The organism is Phycicoccus sp. HDW14 (assembly GCF_011383005.1).
Classification (GTDB): domain Bacteria; phylum Actinomycetota; class Actinomycetes; order Actinomycetales; family Dermatophilaceae; genus Phycicoccus.
This window is the reverse complement of record NZ_CP049935.1, coordinates 2,797,120-2,817,458: the sequence shown is the minus strand read 5'-3', so window position 1 is coordinate 2,817,458 and position 20,339 is coordinate 2,797,120. Positions and strand designations below refer to the sequence as shown.

Sequence of the window (20,339 nt, the reverse complement as noted above, 5' to 3'; positions counted from 1 at the left end):
GACCAGCAGAGCCGCTCGACCGAGGAGGAACCATGCCGCAGACCGTCAAGGGTGTCATCGCGCGATCGAAGGGGGCTCCCGTCGAGCTCGTCGACGTCGTCGTCCCGGACCCGGGGCCCGGAGAGGCCGTCGTGGCCGTCGAGGCCTGCGGCGTCTGCCACACCGACCTGCACTACCGCGAGGGCGGCATCAACGACGACTTCCCCTTCCTGCTCGGCCACGAGGCCGCCGGCCGGGTCGAGGCGGTCGGCGAGGGGGTCACCGACGTGGCGCCCGGCGACTTCGTCATCCTCAACTGGCGTGCCGTCTGCGGGCAGTGCCGCGCCTGCCTCAAGGGCAAGCCCTGGTACTGCTTCGCCACCCACAACGCGACGCAGAAGATGACCCTCACCGACGGCACCGAGCTCTCGCCGGCGCTCGGCATCGGCGCGTTCATCGAGAAGACGCTCGTCGCCGCCGGCCAGTGCACGAAGGTCGACGAGGCCGATGCCGCCGCGGTCGGGCTGCTCGGCTGCGGCGTGATGGCCGGCTTCGGGGCCGCCGTCAACACCGGTCAGGTCGGGCGCGGCGACTCGGTGGCGGTCATCGGGTGCGGTGGCGTCGGCAACGCCGCCATCGCCGGCGCCCACATCGCCGGGGCCACGACCGTCGTCGCCGTCGACGTCGACGCCCGCAAGCTCGAGGCCGCCAAGGGCTTCGGCGCCACGCACACCGTCGACGCCTCCACCGAGGACGCGGTCGAGGCGGTGCGCGCGCTCACCGGTGGACACGGGGCCGACGTCGTCGTCGAGGCCGTCGGGCGTCCCGAGACCTACGAGCAGGCCTTCTACATGCGCGACCTCGCCGGCACGGTGGTGCTCGTCGGCGTCCCGACCCCCGACCAGCAGGTGACCCTGCCGATGATCGACATCTTCGGGCGCGGTGGGTCGCTGAAGTCCAGCTGGTACGGCGACTGCCTGCCCTCGCGCGACTTCCCGATGCTCGTCGAGCTCTACCGGCAGGGTCGCTTCGACCTCGACGCCTTCGTCAGCGAGAGGATCGGGATCGACGACATCGAGTCCGCCTTCGACAAGATGCACAAGGGCGAGGTGCTGCGCTCGGTCGTCGTCCTGGAGGGTCCGGCGTGAGCGCGACGCCGGTCGGCCGTGACGTCCCGACCTCGGCCGGCGGCGTGCGCGTCGAGCGGGTCGTCACCTCGGGGCTGTTCGAGCTCGACGGCGGCTCGTGGGAGGTCGACAACAACGTCTGGCTGCTCGGCGACGAGCGCGAGGTGCTCGTGGTCGACGCGGCGCACGACGCGGGTGCCATCCTCGAGGCCGTGGGCGGGCGGCACGTCGTCGCCGTCGTGTGCACCCACGGCCACAACGACCACGTCAACGCCGTCGCCGACCTGGTCGCCGAGACCGGGGCCACGGCGTGGCTGCACCCCGACGACCGCGTGCTGTGGGACCAGAGCCAGGACGCGGCGCCGGGCGGCGAGCTCGCCGACGGCCAGGTGTTCACCGTCGGCGACGTCGAGGCCACCGTGCTGCACACCCCCGGTCACGCGCCGGGCGCCTGCTGCCTGCACGTGCCGGCGCTCGGGGTGCTGTTCAGCGGCGACACCCTCTTCAACGGCGGGCCGGGCGCCACCGGTCGCTCGTACAGCGACTTCCCGACCATCGTCGAGTCCATCCGCACGCGCCTGCTCACCCTGCCGCCCGAGACCGTGGTCCTCACCGGCCACGGCGACCCGACGGGCATCGGCGACGAGGCCCCGCACCTCCACGAGTGGCTCGACCGCGGCCACTGACCGCGAACGTGTGTGGACCCGCCGGGGTCGCCCGGCGTGTTCACACACGTCCGGGATGGAGGCGTCAGGCCCCCAGCGGCTCGCGCGTCGCCGGGGCCGGGCGGACCGCGAGGGCGATGCCGGCGCCGACGACGGCCACCGTGCCGACGGCGATCAGCAGCATCATGAAGAGCCCCCGAAGGCCGCCATCCAGCCCTCGATCGCCCCGACGGAGGCCCGCCCGCCGGCGAACGCCGCGACCGGGCCCGCGAGGAGCAGCAGCACGCCGACCTTCAGCACCCGCTCCGCGGGGCGGCGGCACGCCGGGGGTACCCAGAACCCGAGCGTCAGCACCGCGAGCGGTGCCCAGAACAGGGCGGGCTCGACGCCGCCGCGCACGAGCATCGGCACCGTCCAGGCCCACGCGCCCACCGACACGGCCAGTCCCACCCCACGTCCCCCCGGTCATGCCGGCAGGGTAGGGCGACGGGCGGTGCCGCCGGGCGGGGTCGCGGCGCGCCGCATCCGAACCGTGACCTGTCGGGTCGAGGTGGTACCGCACCACGAGAGGGCCCGGTACCACCTCGACCCGGCGCAGCACCGGGGGCGGTCGGGGCGGCCCGACGGATGCGGGAGGGTCCCGGACCCACCGGTAGCCTGTCGCGGGTGACCCTCAGGTTGTTCGACTCCCTCACGCGCGAGCTGCGTGACTTCGTCCCCGTCGTGCCCGGCAAGGCGGGGATCTACATCTGTGGGCTCACGACGCAGGCGCCGCCGCACATCGGCCACGTCCGGTTCGCCGTCGCGTTCGACGTGCTCCGGCGCTGGCTCGAGCGCGGCCACGGCTACGACGTCACGCTCATCCGCAACGTCACCGACATCGACGACAAGATCCTCGCGAAGTCGGCGGAGGCCGGGGAACCCTGGTACGCCCTGAGCTACCGCAACGAGCTCGAGACCGCCGGCGCCCTCGAGGCCCTCGGCGTCCTCCCGCCCACCTACGAGCCGCGGGCCACCGGCCACGTCCCCGAGATGGTCGAGCTGATGGAGACCCTCGTCACCAGGGGCCACGCGTACGCCCCGGCCGACGACTCCGGCGACGTCTACTTCGACGTCCGCAGCTGGCCGAGCTACGGCGAGCTGACCCACCAGAGCGTCGACGACATGTCCGATGCCGAGGACGCCGACCCCCGCGGCAAGCGCGACCCGCGCGACTTCGCCCTGTGGAAGGGCCGCAAGGCCGACGAGCCCGAGTCCGCGTCGTGGCGCACCCCGTTCGGCACCGGCCGCCCCGGATGGCACCTCGAGTGCTCCGCGATGGCGCGCAAGTACCTCGGTGACACCTTCGACATCCACGGCGGCGGGGTCGACCTGCGCTTCCCGCACCACGAGAACGAGGTCGCCCAGTCCCGCGCTGCCGGACTGGGGTTCGCCAACTACTGGTTGCACAACGCGTGGGTCACGCTCGGCGGCGAGAAGATGAGCAAGTCGCTCGGCAACTCGCTGCGGGTCAGCGCCGTCGTCGAGGAGCACCGGCCGCTCGCCGTCCGCTACTACCTGACCGCCGCGCACTACCGCAGCACCATCGAGTACCACGAGGGCTCCATCGAGGAGGCCGGCACCGCCGTCGAGCGCATCGAGCGCTTCCTGCGCAGTGCGCTCCCCGAGGTCGACACCCTCGTGCCCGACGGGTCCGAGGACCTGCCCGCCGACTTCCGCGAGGCGATGGACGACGACCTCGGTGTCTCCGACGCGCTGGCCGTCATCCACCAGTCCGTGCGGGCCGGCAACACCGCGCTCGACGACGGCGACGCCGACGACGCCGCCACCATCGCGCGCAGCGTCGTCGCGATGACCGACGTGCTCGGGGTCAACCCGCTCGACCCCGCGTGGTCCACCGGCGGCTCGGACGCCGACGACACCACCACCGCCCTCGACGCCCTCGTCGCGGGCCGCGTGCAGGCTCGTGCCGCAGCGCGCTCCGCCCGCGACTACGAGGCCGCCGACGCCATCCGCGACGAGCTGACGGCAGCGGGAATCGCCCTCGAGGACACCGCGGCCGGCGCCCGGTGGAGCCTCGCCCGAAGCAAGGGAGACTGACGTGCCGGGCAACTCGCAACGCCGCGGAGCGATCCGCAAGGGCAACAAGAAGGGTCCCACCGTGGGCTCGGGCGGCCAGCGCCGCCGCGGCCTCGAGGGCAAGGGGCCGACCCCCAAGGCCGGTGACCGCCCCAACCACAAGGCCCACAAGACGGCCAAGGCCGCGGACCGGCAGGGCGGCGGACGACCCGGTGGCGGAGGACGTTCCGGCTCGCGCAAGTCGCCGGCCTCGAGCGAGGTCGTCGCCGGGCGCAACTCCGTGCTCGAGGCCCTGCGTGCCCACGTGCCGGTGACGACGATGTACGTCGCCGGCCGGATCGACTCCGACGACCGGGTGCGCGAGGCCATCAAGACGGCCACCGAGCGCGCCATCCCCATCCTCGAGACCCCGCGCGGCGAGCTCGACCGGCTCACCGACGGCGCCGTCCACCAGGGGCTCGCGCTCCAGGTGCCGCCGTACGAGTACGCCCACCCGCGTGACCTCATCGACCCCGAGGCCCCCGGCATCCCCCTCGTCGTCGCCCTCGACGGCATCACCGACCCGCGCAACCTCGGGGCCATCGTCCGCTCCGTCGCCGCGTTCGGCGGCCACGGCGTCGTCGTGCCGAGCCGCCGCTCGGCGGGCATGACGGCCAGCGCCTGGAAGACCTCCGCCGGCGCGGCGGCCCGCGTGCCCGTGGCCCAGGCCGCGAACCTCACCCGGGCCCTCGAGGACTACCGCAAGGCCGGCTTCTTCGTCATCGGCCTCGACATGGACGGCGATGTCGAGCTGCCCGACCTCGAGCTGGCCTCCGAGCCGCTGGTCATCGTGGTCGGGTCCGAGGGCAAGGGGCTCTCGCGCCTGGTGTCCGAGACCTGCGACCAGATCGTGTCGGTGCCGATGAGCTCGGCCGTCGAGTCGCTCAACGCGGGCATCGCCGCCGGCGTCACCCTCTACGAGGTCGCCCGCCGCCGGCGTCGCTGACGTCAGGTCCTCGGCCGGCCGGGGCGCGTCCCCGTGAGCCGCGTGGCGGTCTGTGCCACGATCGGTGCGAGCGGTCCACACCGGGACGCTGCCGCTCACGAGGAGGGAACACCGATGTCCGAGCAGGGAAGCACGCCCCCGCCGCCCGAGCCGTCCGAGGGGTCGGCACCGCCGCCGCAGGCACCACCGCCCGCCGGGTCCTACGGGTCCGCGCCACCCCCGGCCGCCCCGAACCCGTACGGCGCCGCACCGTCCTACGAGCAGGCGCCGCCCAGTGGTCCGGTCGCCCGACCGAAGTCGATGGACCTCGCGGTCACCCTCATGCGGGTCGGTGCCGTGATCTCGCTCATCTCGGCGCTCAGCGTCCTCTTCCTCCGCGACACGATCCGCGAGGCCGTCACCACGAGCCTCGAGGACGCCGGCACGACCGCCGACCAGGGCACGGTCGACGCCGCCGTCGCGATCGGCACCGGCACGGCCATCGTGTTCGGTCTCGTCGGGGTGGCGCTCTGGCTGTGGATGGCCAGCGCCAACGGCAAGGGCCGCAGCTGGGCGCGCATCCTCTCGACCGTGTTCTTCGCGCTCTCGGTCGTCAGCTTCCTCGTGGGCCTCGCGCAGGCCCAGGCCGGACTGTCCCTCGTGCTCAACGTCGTCAGCCTGCTGCTCGGGGCGTACATCATCTTCCTGCTGTGGAAGAAGGAGTCCTCCGAGTTCTACGCCGCGAGCTCGACGCCGAGGTACTGAGCCGCACGCCCACGACACCCCCGCACCCCTCCGGTGCGGGGGCGTCGTCGTCCCGGCCGTCCGGCCGGCGATGACGCGATCCGCGGACGCGGGACGGGGGCCGTGGCAGCATTCGTGCCGCCGGCCGGCCCGACGGGGCCACGCCGAGGAGGAGACCAGCGATGACCCACGACCAGCAGCCCGGCCCGTACGGCGGGGCCGGCGCCCACGGGGCGCCCCCGCAGCTGCCGCCACCGGCGCACGCCTATGCGAGCACGGCGGTGGCCACGACCCCGGCCGGACCGATCACGCCCGTCCAGGAGCAGACCTCCACAGGGCTCCAGGTCCGGTGGGACGGAACGGTGCTCGCGCCCTCGTCGGTGATGAACGCCGTCTACCTCATGTGGGCCGGGGCCGCGCTGGCCCTCGTCACGGGCATCATCTCCATGCTCGGGGCCGACTCGGCCGTCGAGGGCGTGCTGGAGTCCACGGCGATGGTCGTCGACCCCGGGCTCCGGCAGGCGATGGTCACCGGCGTCAAGGTCGTCATCGTCGTGTGGGCGCTGGTCGAGACCACCCTGTGGATGTGGATGGCCTCGGCAAACGGCAAGGGCAGGGGGTCGGCCCGCATCATCGCCTCGGTGTTCTACGGCTTCCTGCTGCTCGGCCTGCTCGGGGGCGCCCTGAGGGCCCTGACCGGGGGGCTGCCCGACCTGCTCCTCGCGCTGCCGTCCTTCGCCGTCGGCACGGCGGCGCTCGTCCTCCTCTGGCTGCCCGCCTCGTCCCGGTTCTACGCCACCGTGCGGAACCAGCGTCGCTGACGCCGTGCCGGGCCCGCGCCACGCGTGGGAAACGCCTGACCGGCGGTGGGGCGCTGTGGGAGGATCGGCGCCGCCGGACGCTCCGGCAGGGGGCCCAGCCCTCCCTCGCTCTCGAAAGAGGACTGCATGTCTGACTACGGTTCGACCCCGCCCCCCGTCGCCGGCGGGTCCTACGGCGGGCCGCCCGACAACAAGCTCGTGTGGTCGATCCTCGTGACCCTCTTCTGCTGCCTGCCCTTCGGCATCGTCGCCATCATCAAGTCGGCCGAGGTCAACAGCAAGTGGGCCACCGGTGACCACCTGGGTGCGCAGCAGTCCGCGGCCGATGCCGGCAAGTGGATCAAGTGGTCGGTCATCACCGGCGTCGTCGCGGGGGTCCTCGGCGTGATCCTCTGGTTCGTCCTCGTCGCCGGCCTCATGGCCGCCTCGACCACGACCAGCCCGTGACCGGATGACCACCGCCGCGGCGACGGCGCTCCAGCGGGTCCGGTCCCTCGGGACCAGCACGACCCGCTGGCACCGTGTCCTGCCCCCGGCCGGGGTCGCGGCGGCGACCGCGGCGGTGGTCTCGCTCCTCGGAGCGGTCGACCCGAACGTCCCGGGTCACTTCCCGCCCTGCCCGTGGCTGTTCCTCACGGGCACCTACTGCCCGGGGTGCGGGACCCTGCGCGCGATCCACGCCCTGGCGCACGGCGACGTGGGGACGGCGTTGGCGCGCAACCCGTTCGCCGTCGTGGCGACGGGGTGGCTCGCGGTCTGGTTCGTCGTGTGGAGCCGCCGGCTCTGGCAGGGCCGACAGCGGACCCGGATGGCTCCCGCGTGGGTGCTGTACACGCTCTTCGGGGCGATCCTCGGGTACTGGGTGCTGCGCAACGTCCCGGGGTGGACCTGGCTGTCGCCGGCCTGAGGCGCTGCGGTCAGGCCGGGGAGAGGAACTCCCAGCCCGGGAGGTTGCGGAGCACGCCGAACGCGATGACGGCCACGCCGATGGCCACGGGGAGCCAGTTCGGGATGGTGGTCCGCACGACGCGGCCCTGCCGGGCGCGCACGACGCGGTACAGCACGTACGCCGCCACGGCGAGGTACAGCGGGGGCACGAGCGGGTGGCGGGCGAAGGCTCCGGCGACGTCCCCGTGCAGGAGGTCGTACGTGGCGCGCGTCCCACCGCAGGCCGGGCAGTAGTACCCGGTGGCCTGCAGGAGGAGGCACGTGGGGTAGTGCCCGGGCTGGTTGGGGTCGTGCGTGGCCAGCCAGGCCAGGCTCCCGGCCGCCGCGACCCCGGCGGCCGCCCACCACACGCGTGGTGAGAGGCCGCCGAGGCCGTGGGCGTGGGCCGACACGTCAGTTACCCGTGAGCCTGCTGCCGAGGTCGAGCGAGGCGAAGGCGATCGGGGCGATGATGCTGAGCACGACCGCGATGATGCCCGTGACGAAACCGCCCTGGGCCAGACCGCCGCCCGCCTGTCCGGTGCGGCCGATCTCCTGCTTCGCGAGGTAGCCGAGGATGCCGCCGCCGATGCCGAGGAGGAGGCCGACCGGCCAGCAGCAGAAGGCGAAGACGATGCCGAGGATGCCGAGGACGAGGGCGATGACGGCCTTCGTGTTGTTGCCGCCGATCCCACCGGCGGCCGGGCCGCCGGGTGCCGGGTAGGCCGGCGGCGGGGCGCTGTAGCCGCCGGAGTCACCGGGCGGCGGCGGGGGAGCGGTGTAGCCACCGGAGTCGCCGGGCGGCGGCGGAGGGGGCGGCGGGGCGTCACCACCCGTGGCCGAGGAACCGATGGGCTCCTCGGGCTCCGGGGGAGGCGGGAAGCTCCCGCCGGGCGGAGGGGGCGGGGGCGGGGGCGTGCTGCTGCTCATGGGGTCCTCCCACGTCACGGTCCGGCAGGGGCCGGCTGGGCCTCACCCTAGCGGCCCCCTGCTGCGGCCCAGCGGAATTCCACGCCGGGCCGGGCACCCCGGACGGCGCGCCCGGGGAGCGGCGTCAGCTCTTGGCGACCTTGATGACGGTGGAGTGCACCGCCTTGTCGGCGACGGTCTGGGCGTCGTCGTCCCAGAGCATCCAGAGGTAGGACAGGTAGATGACCTGGTTGACCAGGCCGCTGACCAGCTCGCGCAGGAAGCACAGGCCGGGGCCGATGGGCTGCCCGGTGCGGGCGTCGATGAGCAGCAGGCCGACGGTCCTCTTGCCGATGCTCTGACCGGTGCGGCCCATCCGGAAGACGCGGTTCCAGAGGTTGACGCCGATGGCGAAGAGGAACCCGAGCACCATGACCACCACACCGACGGTGATCAGCGCGCCGTTGGCGTCGCTGTACGTCTGGTACCCGTAGTCGTCGTAGCCGTTGCGGTGCGGGGCGCCCGCGATGAGGAAGGGGATGCCGATGAACAGGGGGAGGAACGCCGCGAAGCTGATCGCCCCGTCGATGAGCAGCGCCACCACGCGGTCACCGAACGAGGCGACCGGGCCGAAGCGGGCCTCGACGAACCCGCGGCCACCGGGCTGCATCGAGCGCTGCGCGGCCCACGGGTCGGTGGCGACCGGGCCGCCGTAGGGGTTCTGAGGCGCCTGGCCGTAGGGGGCCTGGCCGTACGCCGGCGCCTGGCCGTACCCGGGCTGCTGGCCGTACCCCGGCTGCTGGCCGTACCCCGGCTGCTGGCCGTAGGGCTGCTGCACCGGCGGCGGCATCGGCGGGACGGGCGCGGGCGGCCCTGCGGGAGAAGGTGTCTCGGACTCCGGCGGCGGCGCCGGGGACTCAGGGGCCGCCGGCTGCTCGGGTACCGCGGGCGGCTCGGGCTCGCGGGACGGGTCGGTGGGCGGCTGCTCGGACATCGGGTCCCTCTCGGTCGTCTGGGTCGATCCTAGGCGCCCCCGTCGGCGACCACCGGGAGCTCCTCGGTGTCGACGCCGAGCACGGCCCGCTCGTCCGGCTTGCCGGGCAGGACGGTCGCGACGTAGTCGGTCACCGCCTCCTGGATCGGGATGTCGTGGCGCGCGCGCTCGGCGAGGTACCACCGGTGCTCGAGCACCTCGTGGAAGACCTCGGCCGGCTCGAGCTTGGCGACGAGGTGGCGGGGCACGCCCCGGGTCACCGGCTCGTAGACGCTGGCCAGCCAGTCGTGGGCGATGATCTCCTCGTCCTCGCCCTGGCGGCCGGTCGCGGCCGAGAAGACCTCGAGGTCGTTGAGCAGCCGGCGGGCCTGGTTCTCGCGCACGTCGAGGCCGGTGAGGCGCAGCAGCCGTCGGGAGTGGTGGCCGGAGTCGACGACCTTGGGCTGGATGCGGATCGTCGTGCCGTCGATGTCGGTCGTGATCTCGAGCTCGTCGACGTCGAAGCCCTTCTCGTTGAGCCGTCGGATGCGGTCGTCGACGCGCCAGCGCTCGGAGTCGTCGATCAGCTGCTCGCTCGTCAGCTCGGTCCAGAGGTCCCGGTAGCGCGTCATGATCCGCTCGCTGACCTCCACCGGGTCGCGCTCCTCCTGGAGCAGCCCACCGGCCTCGAGGTCCATCAGCTCGCCCGCGATGTTGACCCGGGCGATCTCGAGGTCGTGCTCGCGCTGGCCGTCGCTCAGCCGGTTGCGCAGCTCGCCGGTCTCGGCGTCGACGAGGTAGGCCGCGAAGGCGCCCGCGTCACGCCGGAAGAGGGTGTTGGACAACGAGACGTCGCCCCACCAGAAGCCGGCGAGGTGCAGCCGGACGAGGAGCACGGCGAGCGCGTCGATGAGCCTGGTCGCGGTGCCCTTGCGCAGCGACTGGCTGTAGAGGGCCCGGTAGGGCAGCGAGAACTGGAGGTGGCGGGTGACGAGGCAGGCGTCGAGCGGGCGGCCGTCCATCCCGACCCGGCCGCTGACCACCGCGAAGGGCTCGACCGCGGGCATGTGCAGGCGGCCGAGGTTGCGGAGCATCTCGTACTCGCGGCGGGCGATGTCGTCCTTGATCTCCTTGATCGCCAGCACGCGCCCGGAGAGCCGGACGAAGCGCACGACGTGGCGGGAGATACCGCGGGGCAGTGCCGCGAGGATGTCGTCGGGCCACTCCTCGAGCGGCAGCCGCCAGGGCAGGTCGAGGAGGGCGGGGTCGGGGCGAGCGGCGGTGAGCTCGAGGGCCATCAGGGCTCCGGAGGTCGGGAGTCGGTGTGCGGCAACGCTACCGGGGATGGCTGCGGCACGAGAAACGGGCGACGCCCCGGACGAGTGGCTCGTCCGGGGCGTCGTCGCGGTGCAGCGTGCGGGCCTCAGCCGAGGCGGGCGCCGCTGCTGGGGTCGAAGACGTGCATGTGCTGCGACTTCGGGTACACGTAGATCTTGCCGCCCTTCTCGGGCACCTGCCGGCCGTCGACGCGCGCGATGAACGGCTTGACGAGGTTGTCGTCGCCGCCCTCGAGCTTGATGTTCGGGTCGGTGGGGGTGCCGTAGACGTAGGCATCGGCGCCGAGCTCCTCGACGACGTCGACGGTCAGCTCGAGGCCGTCGTTGTTCGTCGTGACCTCGACGTCCTCGGGGCGCACGCCGACGATGAGGCTCGAGCCGCCGTCGCCCGCACGCTCACGCGGGAGGGACACGGTGTGGTTGCCGAACTTGGCGCCGTCGGCGGTGACCGGCACGGTGACGAGGTTCATCGCCGGGGAGCCGATGAAGCCCGCGACGAAGAGGTTGGCCGGGTTGTCGTACATCTCGCGCGGGGTCGCGCACTGCTGGAGGATGCCGTCCTTGAGCAGGGCGATCCGGTCGCCCATCGTCATGGCCTCGACCTGGTCGTGGGTGACGTAGACGGTGGTGACCCCGAGCCGACGCTGGAGCGAGGCGATCTGGGTGCGGGTCTGGACGCGGAGCTTGGCGTCGAGGTTCGACAGCGGCTCGTCCATGAGGAAGACCTGGGGGCTGCGGACGATCGCGCGGCCCATCGCGACGCGCTGGCGCTGGCCACCGGAGAGGGCCTTCGGCTTGCGCTCGAGGTACTGCGTGAGGTCGAGGATGTTCGCGGCCTCCTCCACGCGCTTGCGGATCTCGCCCTTGTCGACGCCGGCGATCTTCAGGGCGAAGCCCATGTTGTCGGCGACCGTCATGTGCGGGTAGAGCGCGTAGTTCTGGAAGACCATCGCGACGTCGCGGTCCTTGGGCGACAGGTCGGTGACGTCGCGGTCGCCGATCCAGATCTTGCCGCCGTTGACCTCCTCGAGGCCGGCCAGCATGCGCAGGGACGTGGACTTGCCACATCCGGAGGGACCGACGAGGACGAGGAACTCCCCGTCCGCGATGTCGATGTCGAGCTTGTCGACCGAGGGGGTGTCGTTGCCCGGGTAGATCCGGCTTGCCCCGTCGAACTTCACAGTTGCCATGGCGTCGTTGCCTTTCCTTCACCGGCAGGAACGTGCCGGACGATCCGTTGTAAAGGGTGGAGCTCCCGCCGGCGTCGGTGCCGGCGGTGTCGCCAGTATGCCGGACCGGGCCCCGGAAGGCGATGGCCGTCCCGCGCGGTGGGCCGCCTCCCTCTGGCGCGTCGGGGCCGGGTTCCCTACGGTTGGGCCATGAGGATCGCGGACGTCGTGAAGCGCAAGGGCGGGGACGTCGTCACGGTGCGTCCCGACGCCACCGTCACCGAGCTGCTCGCCCTGCTGTCGGAGCACCGCATCGGCGCGGTCGTCGTCAGCGACGACGGCGAGGCGGTGCACGGCATCGTTTCCGAGCGCGACGTCGTGCGGCACCTGCACACCGACGGCGCGGGGCTGCTCGAGGCCCCCGTGCGCCAGATCATGACCGCCGAGGTGCACACCTGCACGCCCGACGACTCCCTCGAGGACATGGCCTCGCGGATGACCGACCGGCGCATCCGCCACGTCCCGGTACTCCAGGGCGACCGGCTCGCGGCGATCGTCAGCATCGGCGACATCGTCAAGTTCCGCATCGACACGCTCCAGACCGAGCGCGACCAGCTGCGCGACTACATCCAGCAGTAGCCCCGAGGCGCTGACCCGCCCGGTGCCCACCCCGGTCCGTCGAGGTGAAAGAGGGCCGCGAGAGGGTCCGGTGTCACCTCGATCGGCGCTCGCTCCGTCCATCCTTCGCGCCCCGGTGGCCCCACGCGCACCACGTCCGCGTCCAGCACCTACCCAGACCGAGCGCCTACCGTGGACCCATGACCGCCGACGCCCCCGTGGACGGCCACCGGCCGCGGGACCACGACGAGCCGGGCGAGCACGCCCGGCTCGGGCCGTACCGGCTGGTCCAGCGCCTCGGCGAGGGCGGGATGGGGGTCGTGCACCTCGGGCTCGACCGGCACGGACGCGCGGTCGCGGTCAAGGTCCTGCGTGCCCACGTGGCCCACGACCCCGACGCCCGCGCGCGCCTGGCCCGCGAGGTCGACACCCTCAGCCGCATCCGCAGCCCGCGCATCGCCCCGGTCGTCGACGCCGACGTCGACGGCGACACCCCCTACGTCGTCACCCGGTTCATCGACGGCCCGCCGCTCGACGACCACGTCGCGGGCCGCGGCCCGTTGCCGCCCGAGGAGCTGCACCGGCTGGCCGCCGGGCTCGCCGAGGCCCTCGACGCCATCCACTCCGCCGACGTCGTCCACCGCGACGTCAAGCCGGGCAACGTCCTCCTCGTCGACGGCGACCCGGTGCTCATCGACTTCGGCATCGCCCACGTCGTCGACGACGTCCGCCTCACCAGCGCCGGCCTCGTCATGGGCACCCCCGGCTACCTCGCGCCGGAGGTCGTCCACGGCGACGACGTCACGCCGGCCACCGACTGGTGGGGCTGGGCGGCCACGACGGCGTTCGCGGCGAGCGGCACACCGCCCTTCGGGGCCGGGGGGATGAACGCCGTGCTGGCCCGGGTCGCGTCCGGTGAGCCCGACCTCGTCGCCGTCGACCCGCGCATCGAGCCGCTGCTCTACGCCGCCCTGAGCCCCTACCCCGACGAGCGCCCGCACCACGGCGAGGTCGTGCGCGCCCTCGAGCGCTACGCCCGCGGTGAGCTGGCGACCTCGGCCATCGAGGTGCGCCGGGTGCGTCCGGAGACCCGGGTCGTCGACTCCACGCGCACCGCCGCCCTCCCCGCCATCGCCCCGTCCGTGGCCCCTGCCGCCGCCCCACCCACCCCGGCCGGGTACGCCCTCCCGCCGCGCACCGACCCGCCGCCGCCCACCGGCGCCGGCCGTCCCGGGCCGCCCCCGGCCCTGCCGCCCGCGCCCGCCGGCCCCCTCGCCCCGTGGGAGGACGACGACGACGACGTCCGCGTGGCCACCGACCCGCGCATCGGGCTGCCGACCCGCTCGGGCTCCCTCCTCGCCCTCCTCGCCCTCCTCGCGGGCGTCACCGTCGCCGCGCCGCTCGTCGGGCTCGTCCTGCTCGCCGCGTGGATGGTGCTGGCGCGCACCTCAGACCGCTCGGTCACCTCCCTCGTCATGCGACGGCACGACCGCGGAGCCCGGGGCAGCGACGTCGCCGTGGCCGTCGCGGCCAGCCCCTGGCACCTCGTCGTCGGCGCCGTGGGCTCGCTCGTCACCCTCGCCGTGCCCCTGCTCGTGGGGGTGTCCGCGATGTTCGCCGGCGCCCTCGTGGTCGGGGGGCTCACCGGTGCCGTCACCCGGGCCGACGACGTCGTGCCCCTGCTGGCCGCCGGGGTGTTCACCGCCCTCACCGCCTGGTGGGGCCCCGGGGGTGCGAGCCTGCGCCGCGGCAGCCGGAGCCTCGTGCGCGGCCTCACCGCGCACGACACCGTGCGCCAGGTCCTCGTCGTCGCCCTCCTCCTCGGCGGCGCCGTCCTCGTCGCCCTCACCGCGAGCCGCGGCGCCCCGTCGTGGTGGCCGCTGTCGACCCCGCCGGGCTGGGTCGACCAGGTGGTGCCCGGCCGGTGAGCGACCCCCGGACCCGGCGCCCCCGCATCCTGCGCGGCGACCTGCCCACCGAGCCGATGCCCATGGCCGACCTGCTGCGGCGCACCCCGTACCGGCACGCCCGGATCCCCGACGCCGCCGCCGAGGACGCCGCGCTGGGCCAGGCGCTCGACCTCGCGGTCCGGGTCGGCGAGCTGATGCTGCGCTGCGGCGCCGGTGCCCCCCAGGTCGAGGGTGCGATGGCCGCGACGGCGGCGGCCGCCGGTGTCGACCGGGTCGAGCTCGACATCACGATGCAGTCGATCGTCGTGCAGTCGCGCAGCAACGCCGGCCGCCCGCACACGCTGCTGCGGGTGGTGCGCCACACCCGCTTCGACTACGCGCGCCTCGTCGCGGTGCACCGGCTCGTCGAGTCGCTGGTCGCCGGGGAGGTCACCACCGAGGAGGCCGCGGCCCGCATCCGGCAGATCGAGCGGCACCCCCGCAACTACCCGAAGTGGGCGGTCACGGCCGCCAACGCGGTGCTCGCCTCCGCCGTCGCCGTCGTCATCGGGGCCAGCCCGCTCGCGGCGCTGCTGACCATCGGGGTCGTGCTGGCCGTCGCCGGGGTCGCCCGGCTGCACGCCCGGGTCGAGCTGCCGGAGTTCTACGGCAACGCCATCAACGCCTTCGCGGCCACCCTGTTCGCCGGCGGCCTGTACGCGCTCGGGGCCAGCGGCATCATCCCCTTCGGCGAGAGCGACTTCGCCTTCGTCGTCGCGGGCGGCATCGTCGCGATGCTCCCGGGGCGCACCATGGCCTCGGCCATCGAGGACGTCATCTTCGGGTACCCGCTCACCGGGGCCGGCCGGCTGCTGGCCGTCCTGCTCTCGCTCACCGGGCTGATCATCGGCATCGCCTCGGGGCTCGGGGCGATGCTCACGCTCACCGAGTGGACGAGCAGCAGCTTCGTCTCGCCCGACGTCCTCGACCTGAGGGTCACCCAGGCCCCGATCGTGCCGGCCCTGCTCGCCTCGCTCGTCGTCGGGCTGGCCGCGGGCGTCACCGTGCAGAGCCGCCGCCGGCTCGTCCTGCCGATGGGCGCGCTGACCCTCGTCGGCGTGGCGGTCTCGGCGGTCCTCACCCGTGGCCTGTCGGTCGGCGCCGTGACGGCCACCGGCATCGCGGCCGTCGCCATCGGCGTGCTCGGGCGGCTGGTCGCGCAGCGGATGGACGCGCCCTCGCTCGTCCTCGTCGTGCCGGCCAGCTTCGGCCTGCTCCCCGGTCTGACGATCTTCCGCGGCCTCTACGAGCTCGTCGCCCAGGGCGAGAACTCGGGCCTGCTCACGTTCCAGTCCGGGCTCTCGACCCTCCTGTCGGCCGGGGGCGTCCTGCTCGCCATCGCCACGGGCACGGTGCTCGGCGAGTACCTGGCCGCGCCGTGGGACCGCCACGTGCGGGGCAGTCGGCGCCCGCGCACCGACCAGGTCCCGCGCTGAGACACGCCTGAGGCCGATGCGGGGGCCGCACGGCGTCCGGCATACCCTCTCGGCCATGCGCATGCGTCCCGCCGCGGTCCTCGCCGTCGTCCTGCTCGCGGTCGCCGGGTGCTCCGGCGACCCCGACCCCACGACCTCGTCGGCCGCCAGCCCCACCACCGCCACGCCGACCCCCACCCCGGATCTCGTCGTCTCGGGCGCCGACGCCAAGCTGACCGCGGCCGTCGCGAAGGTCTACGCCGGCAAGAAGGGCATCGAGGCCAAGGCGACGCTCGGCACGTGGAAGAAGGAGAAGGTCGCGGTCGTCACCTCGGGTGACGACGTCACGCTCGCGGTGGGGCCGGACTGGAAGGTCGTCGGCGGCTGGTGGCCCTCGCTCGACAAGCCCACGTCGCTCGGCAAGGGGCCGCGCTTCGTCCTGGTCATCGGTTCGGACGCGCGGCCCAACAAGTCGCTCAAGGGGACCCGCGGCGACACCCTCCAGGTCGTCGGCATCGACGGCAAGGGCGGCGGCGGCATCCTCGGCATGGCCCGCGACATCTGGGCCCCGATGCCCAGCGGCGGCAACGCCAAGATCAACGCGGCGTTCGCCTACGGCGGCGGCAAGGGTCAGGTCCAGACCGTTCGCAAGGTCACGGGCCTGCCCATCGAGGGCTACGTCGTCACCGGGTTCGGCGGCTTCGGCAAGATCGTCAACGAGTCCGGCGGCCTGCCCATCACCATCGCCAAGAAGGTCGTCCTCCAGGGCAAGACCACGGTCAAGGCGGGCAAGCAGATCCTCACCGGCAAGTTCGCGCTCGCCTACGCACGCGAGCGCAAGTCGCTGCCCGAGGGCGACTTCAGCCGCTCGGCGCACCAGAGCGAGCTGCTGCTCGCCGCGGCCGTCGCGGCCCGGCTCGAGGGCGTGCAGGTCGTGCCGAAGGAGATGTCGATCGTCTCGAAGTACGCCGACACGGACCTGTCGGCCGCCGACGCGCTGACCTTCGTCGCCTCGTTCTACAAGCTCGACCCCACCAAGGTCGGACGGGCCGTGGCCAAGGGCGGGTTCGGCACCAGCCCGGACGGGCAGTCGATCGTCGTGCTCGACGCCGCGTCGAAGCAGGCGTTCGCGAAGTTCCGGGACGGCCGGCTCTGATCCGCTGCAGCGTCGCGTCGGCCCCGGGGGAGGCCTGCGCGCTCAGCCCGCGGGGGAGTCGCCCGCGCCCGGGCTCGCCGGGGACGGAGCAGGAGCCGACGGTGTCGCCGGAGCCGATGGCGTCGCCGGAGCCGGGGGCGTGGGCGTCGCCGGGCCCGAGGGTGCCGGGGCCGCGCCCGTGTCGCCGGCCCGGTCGCCGATGACCCGGGCCAGGCCGGCCACGGCGGCCGAGGAGGTCGCCGAGGCCTCCTCGTTGGCCTTGCGCACGGCGAGGTAGATCTCCTCGCGGTGGATCTGCACGTTGGCCGGCGCCTCGATGCCCAGGCGCACCTTGTCGCCGCTGATCTCGAGCACGGTGACGACGATGTCGTGACGGATCCGGATGGCCTCGTGGGGTCTGCGGCTCAGCACCAGCACGGGTGCTCCTCTCCTGGCGCGCGGCCGGGTCGGCGGTCGGTGGTCACGCGGCGGGGATGAGCGGGGCGCGCAGCGGGAAGTCCTGGCCGGTGAGGACGACCTGCTCGGCGGCCAGCGTCCGGGCGTTGACGACGACCGGGGCGAGCAGGTTGGCCGTCGAGCGGGTGACGTCCTCGGCGACGGTGACGACGACGAGGACCTGGGCGTCCGCGGCGTCGGTGAGCCCGAGCCGCTCGGCGGTCTGGTCGTCGATCTCGGGGTGGTAGTCGGGGAAGAAGACCTCGGCGTCGGCGGTGACGAAGCCGGCGCCGTCGGCGCCGAGCGGGCGCAGGTCGAACAGGCCGGGGGCGACCGGTGCGACCTCGTAGTCGGTGCCGGGGAAGCCGACGAGCCCCTCGGGCACGTGGATGGTGCGCGCCCCGGTCGCCGGCTGGAGGGTGTCCGTCATGTGCGACCTCACGTCGTCTCGTCGAAGAAGCGGGACGCGGACTCCCGGTCGCGCGTGCCCGTGGCGGTGTAGGTGGAGCCCGTGCCGCTGCCGCGGAAGCGGGCCAGGGCCTCGTCGATGGCCTGGGCGCTCGAGGCGAGCAGCTCCTTGTTGGCCAGCGCGGCCTCGGTGAGCCGGCCGGTGAGCTCGGCGAGGGCGTGCCGGTGCTCGGCGAGCACCTGGTCCCAGGGGGCGGGCACGACGTCGGCGATCTCGCGCAGGGTGGCCTCGGGGGCGACCCCGAGCAGCTCGGTGAGCGGCACGAGGTCGACGGCGCGGGTCAGCTCGGCGGAGCGCACGGTGGTGATGAGCTCGTCGACGTCACGGGTCGAGCGGGCCAGCCACGAGCTGCGGCCGGTCTCGACGAGCGCCCGCTGCACCTCGATGCGGTAGGACAGCGACTCGAGCAGCTCGCGGGTGCGCCACAGCGACTCGGACAGGTCCGCGCACGCGGCGACGACGCTTTCCTCGCTGTGATCCACTCGTTCCTCATCGGCTCGGGCGGGGGCGGACTTGAGCGCCTCCGACGCGCGACTCAGTCTGCCACGGGGGAACCGACGGGTGCTGGAGCGCGCAACTCGCGTCGGCGGTGTCCGTTCGGATGATGCCGCCTGCACGTTCGGCGCCCCGGTGCTACGCCGAAGGGCCCTACATCGGCGATCGGGCCCTCCCCGGGTGGCGGGGTCACCGAAGCGGTTCGACGCTTGATCCGTGACCCAGAACGCCAGCACCAGCACCACTGCGTCCCGCCGGGGGGACCTCGAGCAGCTCTGCCGCGACCACCTTCCGATCGTCGGCTACGAGGTGCGCTCCCTGAGCGCCCGCCTCCCCTCCCACGTCGCCGTGGACGACCTGACCTCCGCCGGGATGCACGCGCTGGCCGCCGCCGCCGCGTCGTTCGACCCCGACCGCGGGGTGCCGTTCGGCCGCTACGCCGCCACCCGCATCAAGGGCGCCCTGCTCGACGAGCTGCGCTCGATGGACTGGGCGTCGCGCTCGGTGCGCACCAAGGCGCGCGAGCAGGACGCCGCGCGCGGCGTGCTCACCGCCGAGCTCGGGCGCGAGCCGGCCGACCGCGAGGTCGCCGCCCGGATGGGCATGACCCTCGAGGAGGTGCGCGAGGTCTCGCACTCGGTGCACCGCTCGGTCGTCGTGCGCATCGACTCCCTCGTCGACGCCGGGGTCGGCGACACGGTCCTGCCCCGTGTCGACCGCACCCCGAGGACGTCGTCGTCGACAACGAGCGCGAGGCCTACCTCACCGCCGCCGTCGAGTCGCTGCCGGAGCGCCTGCGCACCGTCGTGCGCGCCGTCTTCTTCGAGGACCGTCTGCTCAAGGACGTCGCCGAGGAGCTCGGGGTCACCGAGTCCCGTGTCTCGCAGCTGCGTTCGGAGGCACTGGTCATGCTCCGCGACGGCATGCGCGCCACGCTCGAGGAGGAGCGCTCGGCCGGCGCCGCCGCCGTCGCGGCCGCCGGTGCCGCTGCGCGTCGTCGCGCCACGTACTACGCGGACATCGCCAAGCGCGCGACCGTCGCCCAGCGCGGCACCCTGGCGCCCCGTCCGTCGGCGGTGCGGCACGCCGTCTGACGCACGACCCGGCAGCACCTGGGGGCCCCGCGGAATTTCTCCGCCGGGGCCCTCAAGTCGTCCGGGGTCCGGCCGATGAGGGTGGTGTCGCCCCGCCCTGGGAGCGGCACGGATCGCCACGGATGGCGCTCCGAGACCCCATCCAAGGAGGAATCATCATGGGTCTGCAGGTCAACACCAACGTCGCCGCCCTCAACACCTACCGGCACCTCAGCTCCACCCAGAGCAGCATGAACACCAGCCTCGAGCGGCTGTCCTCGGGTCTGCGCATCAACCGCGCGGCCGACGACGCGGCCGGCCTGGCGATCAGCGAGAAGCTGCGCGCCCAGACCAACGGCCTCGGCCAGGCCTCGTCCAACGCGCAGGACGCGATCTCGCTCGTGCAGACGGCGGAAGGTGCGCTCAACGAGACGCACTCCATCCTCCAGCGCATGCGTCAGCTCGCCGTCCAGTCCTCGAACGACACGAACACCGCGGACGACCGCACGGCCATCCAGAAGGAGGTCACCGCCCTCAACGACGAGCTCGACCGCATCGCCAACACCACCCAGTTCAACGGGCAGAACCTGCTCGACGGCACGGGCGGCACGGCCGGCTCGTTCACCTTCCAGGTCGGCGCCAACAGCGGCCAGACCGTCGCCGTCGCCTTCGCCAAGGCCGACACGACGACCCTGGGCACCGGCTCCGCCGACGTCTCCACCCAGGCCGGTGCGGCGAGCGCGCTCACCGCGATCGACGCGGCCATCAAGACCGTCTCGGGCAACCGGGCCGACCTCGGTGCGGTGCAGAACCGTCTGCAGCACACCATCAACAGCCTGAGCGTCGCGGCCGAGAACGCCGCCGCGGCCGAGTCGCGCATCCGCGACACCGACATGGCGAAGGAGATGAGCGCCTTCTCGCGCTCGCAGATCCTCTCCCAGGCCGGCGTCTCGATGCTCGCCCAGGCGAACAGCTCGCCGCAGTCCGTCCTCAAGCTCCTCGGCTGAGTTCGGCTGCTCGCCCGGGCCCGCTTCG

Annotated in this window: 22 protein-coding genes and 2 pseudogenes; 15 read left to right on the top strand and 9 right to left on the bottom strand. The window is 73.6% G+C overall.

Annotated elements, in window-relative coordinates; all coding sequences use genetic code 11:
- The first annotated feature begins 32 nt into the window (after positions 1-32).
- Together G7075_RS13820 and G7075_RS13815 are read left to right on the top strand one after the other, a co-directional pair.
- Positions 33-1,127 carry an S-(hydroxymethyl)mycothiol dehydrogenase gene (locus G7075_RS13820; RefSeq protein ID WP_166122636.1) on the top strand — a complete coding sequence of 365 codons (1,095 nt, stop codon included), beginning with the start codon at positions 33-35 and terminating at the stop codon, positions 1,125-1,127.
- Positions 1,124-1,792, top strand: coding sequence for an MBL fold metallo-hydrolase (locus G7075_RS13815; protein WP_205860510.1), 669 nt, complete (start codon positions 1,124-1,126; stop codon positions 1,790-1,792). Before G7075_RS13820 ends, G7075_RS13815 begins: the two co-directional genes overlap by 4 nt.
- Positions 1,793-1,954: 162 nt before the next feature.
- Here G7075_RS13815 and G7075_RS13810 read toward each other — a convergent pair whose 3' ends face one another.
- Positions 1,955-2,221: a hypothetical protein gene (locus tag G7075_RS13810; protein WP_166122634.1), complete on the bottom strand. Its 267-nt coding sequence runs from the start codon at positions 2,219-2,221 to the stop codon at positions 1,955-1,957.
- A 216-nt stretch (positions 2,222-2,437) separates the two neighbouring features.
- Here G7075_RS13810 and cysS point away from each other — a divergent pair, with 216 nt between their 5' ends.
- The 6 genes from cysS (at position 2,438) to G7075_RS13780 (ending at position 7,286) form a co-directional block, all read left to right on the top strand.
- The gene (gene cysS, locus G7075_RS13805; protein WP_205860509.1) at positions 2,438-3,871 is read left to right on the top strand and encodes a cysteine--tRNA ligase; all 1,434 of its coding nucleotides are present in this window, start codon (positions 2,438-2,440) and stop codon (positions 3,869-3,871) included.
- 1 nt (position 3,872) lies between these two features.
- Positions 3,873-4,835, top strand: coding sequence for a 23S rRNA (guanosine(2251)-2'-O)-methyltransferase RlmB (gene rlmB, locus G7075_RS13800; protein WP_166122630.1), 963 nt, complete (start codon positions 3,873-3,875; stop codon positions 4,833-4,835).
- A 114-nt stretch (positions 4,836-4,949) separates the two neighbouring features.
- Entirely contained in the window at positions 4,950-5,579 is a 630-nt protein-coding gene (locus G7075_RS13795; RefSeq protein ID WP_166122628.1) for a DUF6264 family protein, read from the top strand.
- A gap of 161 nt (positions 5,580-5,740) precedes the next feature.
- Positions 5,741-6,379 carry a hypothetical protein gene (locus tag G7075_RS13790; protein WP_166122626.1) on the top strand — a complete coding sequence of 213 codons (639 nt, stop codon included), beginning with the start codon at positions 5,741-5,743 and terminating at the stop codon, positions 6,377-6,379.
- A 126-nt stretch (positions 6,380-6,505) separates the two neighbouring features.
- Positions 6,506-6,826 carry a CD225/dispanin family protein gene (locus G7075_RS13785; protein WP_166122624.1) on the top strand — a complete coding sequence of 107 codons (321 nt, stop codon included), beginning with the start codon at positions 6,506-6,508 and terminating at the stop codon, positions 6,824-6,826.
- 4 nt (positions 6,827-6,830) lie between these two features.
- Positions 6,831-7,286, top strand: a complete 456-nt coding sequence (locus G7075_RS13780) for a DUF2752 domain-containing protein (protein WP_166122622.1) — start codon at positions 6,831-6,833, stop codon at positions 7,284-7,286.
- A gap of 10 nt (positions 7,287-7,296) precedes the next feature.
- Here the strand turns inward: G7075_RS13780 and G7075_RS13775 are convergent, their stop codons facing one another.
- From G7075_RS13775 to G7075_RS13755, 5 genes are all read right to left on the bottom strand, one after another.
- Complete coding sequence (locus G7075_RS13775; RefSeq protein ID WP_166122620.1) at positions 7,297-7,719, bottom strand: DUF2752 domain-containing protein; 423 nt, start codon at positions 7,717-7,719, stop codon at positions 7,297-7,299.
- 1 nt (position 7,720) lies between these two features.
- Positions 7,721-8,236, bottom strand: a complete 516-nt coding sequence (locus tag G7075_RS13770) for a DUF4190 domain-containing protein (RefSeq protein WP_166122618.1) — start codon at positions 8,234-8,236, stop codon at positions 7,721-7,723.
- 124 nt (positions 8,237-8,360) lie between these two features.
- Positions 8,361-9,209 (bottom strand): RDD family protein, encoded by an 849-nt coding sequence (locus G7075_RS13765; RefSeq protein ID WP_166122616.1) that lies wholly within the window; start codon positions 9,207-9,209, stop codon positions 8,361-8,363.
- Positions 9,210-9,238: 29 nt separating this feature from the next.
- Positions 9,239-10,486: a DUF4032 domain-containing protein gene (locus G7075_RS13760; RefSeq protein WP_166122614.1), complete on the bottom strand. Its 1,248-nt coding sequence runs from the start codon at positions 10,484-10,486 to the stop codon at positions 9,239-9,241.
- A 125-nt stretch (positions 10,487-10,611) separates the two neighbouring features.
- On the bottom strand, positions 10,612-11,715 hold the full coding sequence (locus G7075_RS13755; protein WP_166122612.1) for an ABC transporter ATP-binding protein: 1,104 nt from the start codon (positions 11,713-11,715) through the stop codon (positions 10,612-10,614).
- A 189-nt stretch (positions 11,716-11,904) separates the two neighbouring features.
- Between G7075_RS13755 and G7075_RS13750 the strand changes: the two genes are divergently transcribed.
- From G7075_RS13750 to G7075_RS13735, 4 genes are all read left to right on the top strand, one after another.
- Positions 11,905-12,333, top strand: coding sequence for a CBS domain-containing protein (locus tag G7075_RS13750; protein ID WP_166122610.1), 429 nt, complete (start codon positions 11,905-11,907; stop codon positions 12,331-12,333).
- Positions 12,334-12,512: 179 nt separating this feature from the next.
- Positions 12,513-14,240 (top strand): serine/threonine-protein kinase, encoded by a 1,728-nt coding sequence (locus G7075_RS13745; RefSeq protein WP_166122608.1) that lies wholly within the window; start codon positions 12,513-12,515, stop codon positions 14,238-14,240.
- Positions 14,237-15,697 (top strand): threonine/serine exporter ThrE family protein, encoded by a 1,461-nt coding sequence (locus tag G7075_RS13740; protein WP_166122606.1) that lies wholly within the window; start codon positions 14,237-14,239, stop codon positions 15,695-15,697. Before G7075_RS13745 ends, G7075_RS13740 begins: the two co-directional genes overlap by 4 nt.
- A 55-nt stretch (positions 15,698-15,752) precedes the next feature.
- Complete coding sequence (locus G7075_RS13735) at positions 15,753-16,832, top strand: LCP family protein (RefSeq protein ID WP_166122604.1); 1,080 nt, start codon at positions 15,753-15,755, stop codon at positions 16,830-16,832.
- Between the two features lie 42 nt (positions 16,833-16,874).
- Here G7075_RS13735 and csrA read toward each other — a convergent pair whose 3' ends face one another.
- Genes csrA through G7075_RS13720 form a run of 3 tightly spaced genes read right to left on the bottom strand, consistent with a single transcriptional unit; the run spans position 16,875 to position 18,218 of the window.
- Positions 16,875-17,249 carry a carbon storage regulator CsrA gene (gene csrA, locus G7075_RS13730; protein ID WP_166122602.1) on the bottom strand — a complete coding sequence of 125 codons (375 nt, stop codon included), beginning with the start codon at positions 17,247-17,249 and terminating at the stop codon, positions 16,875-16,877.
- 43 nt (positions 17,250-17,292) lie between these two features.
- Positions 17,293-17,697: a flagellar assembly protein FliW gene (fliW, locus tag G7075_RS13725; RefSeq protein ID WP_166122600.1), complete on the bottom strand. Its 405-nt coding sequence runs from the start codon at positions 17,695-17,697 to the stop codon at positions 17,293-17,295.
- 8 nt (positions 17,698-17,705) lie between these two features.
- The gene (locus tag G7075_RS13720) at positions 17,706-18,218 is read right to left on the bottom strand and encodes a flagellar protein FlgN (RefSeq protein WP_166122598.1); all 513 of its coding nucleotides are present in this window, start codon (positions 18,216-18,218) and stop codon (positions 17,706-17,708) included.
- Positions 18,219-18,447: 229 nt separating this feature from the next.
- Between G7075_RS13720 and G7075_RS22915 the strand changes: the two are divergent.
- From G7075_RS22915 to G7075_RS13710, 3 genes and pseudogenes are all read left to right on the top strand, one after another.
- Positions 18,448-18,843: pseudogene (locus G7075_RS22915) on the top strand (sigma-70 family RNA polymerase sigma factor); the annotation flags it as partial.
- Positions 18,822-19,325 (top strand): annotated as a pseudogene (locus tag G7075_RS22910) (sigma-70 family RNA polymerase sigma factor); the annotation flags it as partial. The pseudogenes G7075_RS22915 and G7075_RS22910, both read left to right, overlap by 22 nt.
- A 158-nt stretch (positions 19,326-19,483) precedes the next feature.
- Complete coding sequence (locus G7075_RS13710) at positions 19,484-20,311, top strand: flagellin (protein ID WP_166122596.1); 828 nt, start codon at positions 19,484-19,486, stop codon at positions 20,309-20,311.
- The last annotated feature ends 28 nt before the right edge of the window (positions 20,312-20,339 follow it).

Excerpts from the sequence above, each read along its gene's own strand:
- G7075_RS13820 (WP_166122636.1), top strand. The coding sequence starts at position 33 with ATGCCGCAGACCGTCAAGGGTGTCATCGCGCGATCGAAGGGGGCTCCC.
- G7075_RS13795 (WP_166122628.1), top strand. The coding sequence starts at position 4,950 with ATGTCCGAGCAGGGAAGCACGCCCCCGCCGCCCGAGCCGTCCGAGGGG.
- G7075_RS13790 (WP_166122626.1), top strand. The coding sequence starts at position 5,741 with ATGACCCACGACCAGCAGCCCGGCCCGTACGGCGGGGCCGGCGCCCAC.
- G7075_RS13785 (WP_166122624.1), top strand. The coding sequence starts at position 6,506 with ATGTCTGACTACGGTTCGACCCCGCCCCCCGTCGCCGGCGGGTCCTAC.
- G7075_RS13780 (WP_166122622.1), top strand. The coding sequence starts at position 6,831 with ATGACCACCGCCGCGGCGACGGCGCTCCAGCGGGTCCGGTCCCTCGGG.
- G7075_RS13770 (WP_166122618.1), bottom strand. The coding sequence starts at position 8,236 with ATGAGCAGCAGCACGCCCCCGCCCCCGCCCCCTCCGCCCGGCGGGAGC.
- G7075_RS13765 (WP_166122616.1), bottom strand. The coding sequence starts at position 9,209 with ATGTCCGAGCAGCCGCCCACCGACCCGTCCCGCGAGCCCGAGCCGCCC.
- G7075_RS13760 (WP_166122614.1), bottom strand. The coding sequence starts at position 10,486 with ATGGCCCTCGAGCTCACCGCCGCTCGCCCCGACCCCGCCCTCCTCGAC.
- G7075_RS13755 (WP_166122612.1), bottom strand. The coding sequence starts at position 11,715 with ATGGCAACTGTGAAGTTCGACGGGGCAAGCCGGATCTACCCGGGCAAC.
- G7075_RS13750 (WP_166122610.1), top strand. The coding sequence starts at position 11,905 with ATGAGGATCGCGGACGTCGTGAAGCGCAAGGGCGGGGACGTCGTCACG.
- G7075_RS13745 (WP_166122608.1), top strand. The coding sequence starts at position 12,513 with ATGACCGCCGACGCCCCCGTGGACGGCCACCGGCCGCGGGACCACGAC.
- G7075_RS13735 (WP_166122604.1), top strand. The coding sequence starts at position 15,753 with ATGCGCATGCGTCCCGCCGCGGTCCTCGCCGTCGTCCTGCTCGCGGTC.
- fliW (WP_166122600.1), bottom strand. The coding sequence starts at position 17,697 with ATGACGGACACCCTCCAGCCGGCGACCGGGGCGCGCACCATCCACGTG.
- G7075_RS13710 (WP_166122596.1), top strand. The coding sequence starts at position 19,484 with ATGGGTCTGCAGGTCAACACCAACGTCGCCGCCCTCAACACCTACCGG.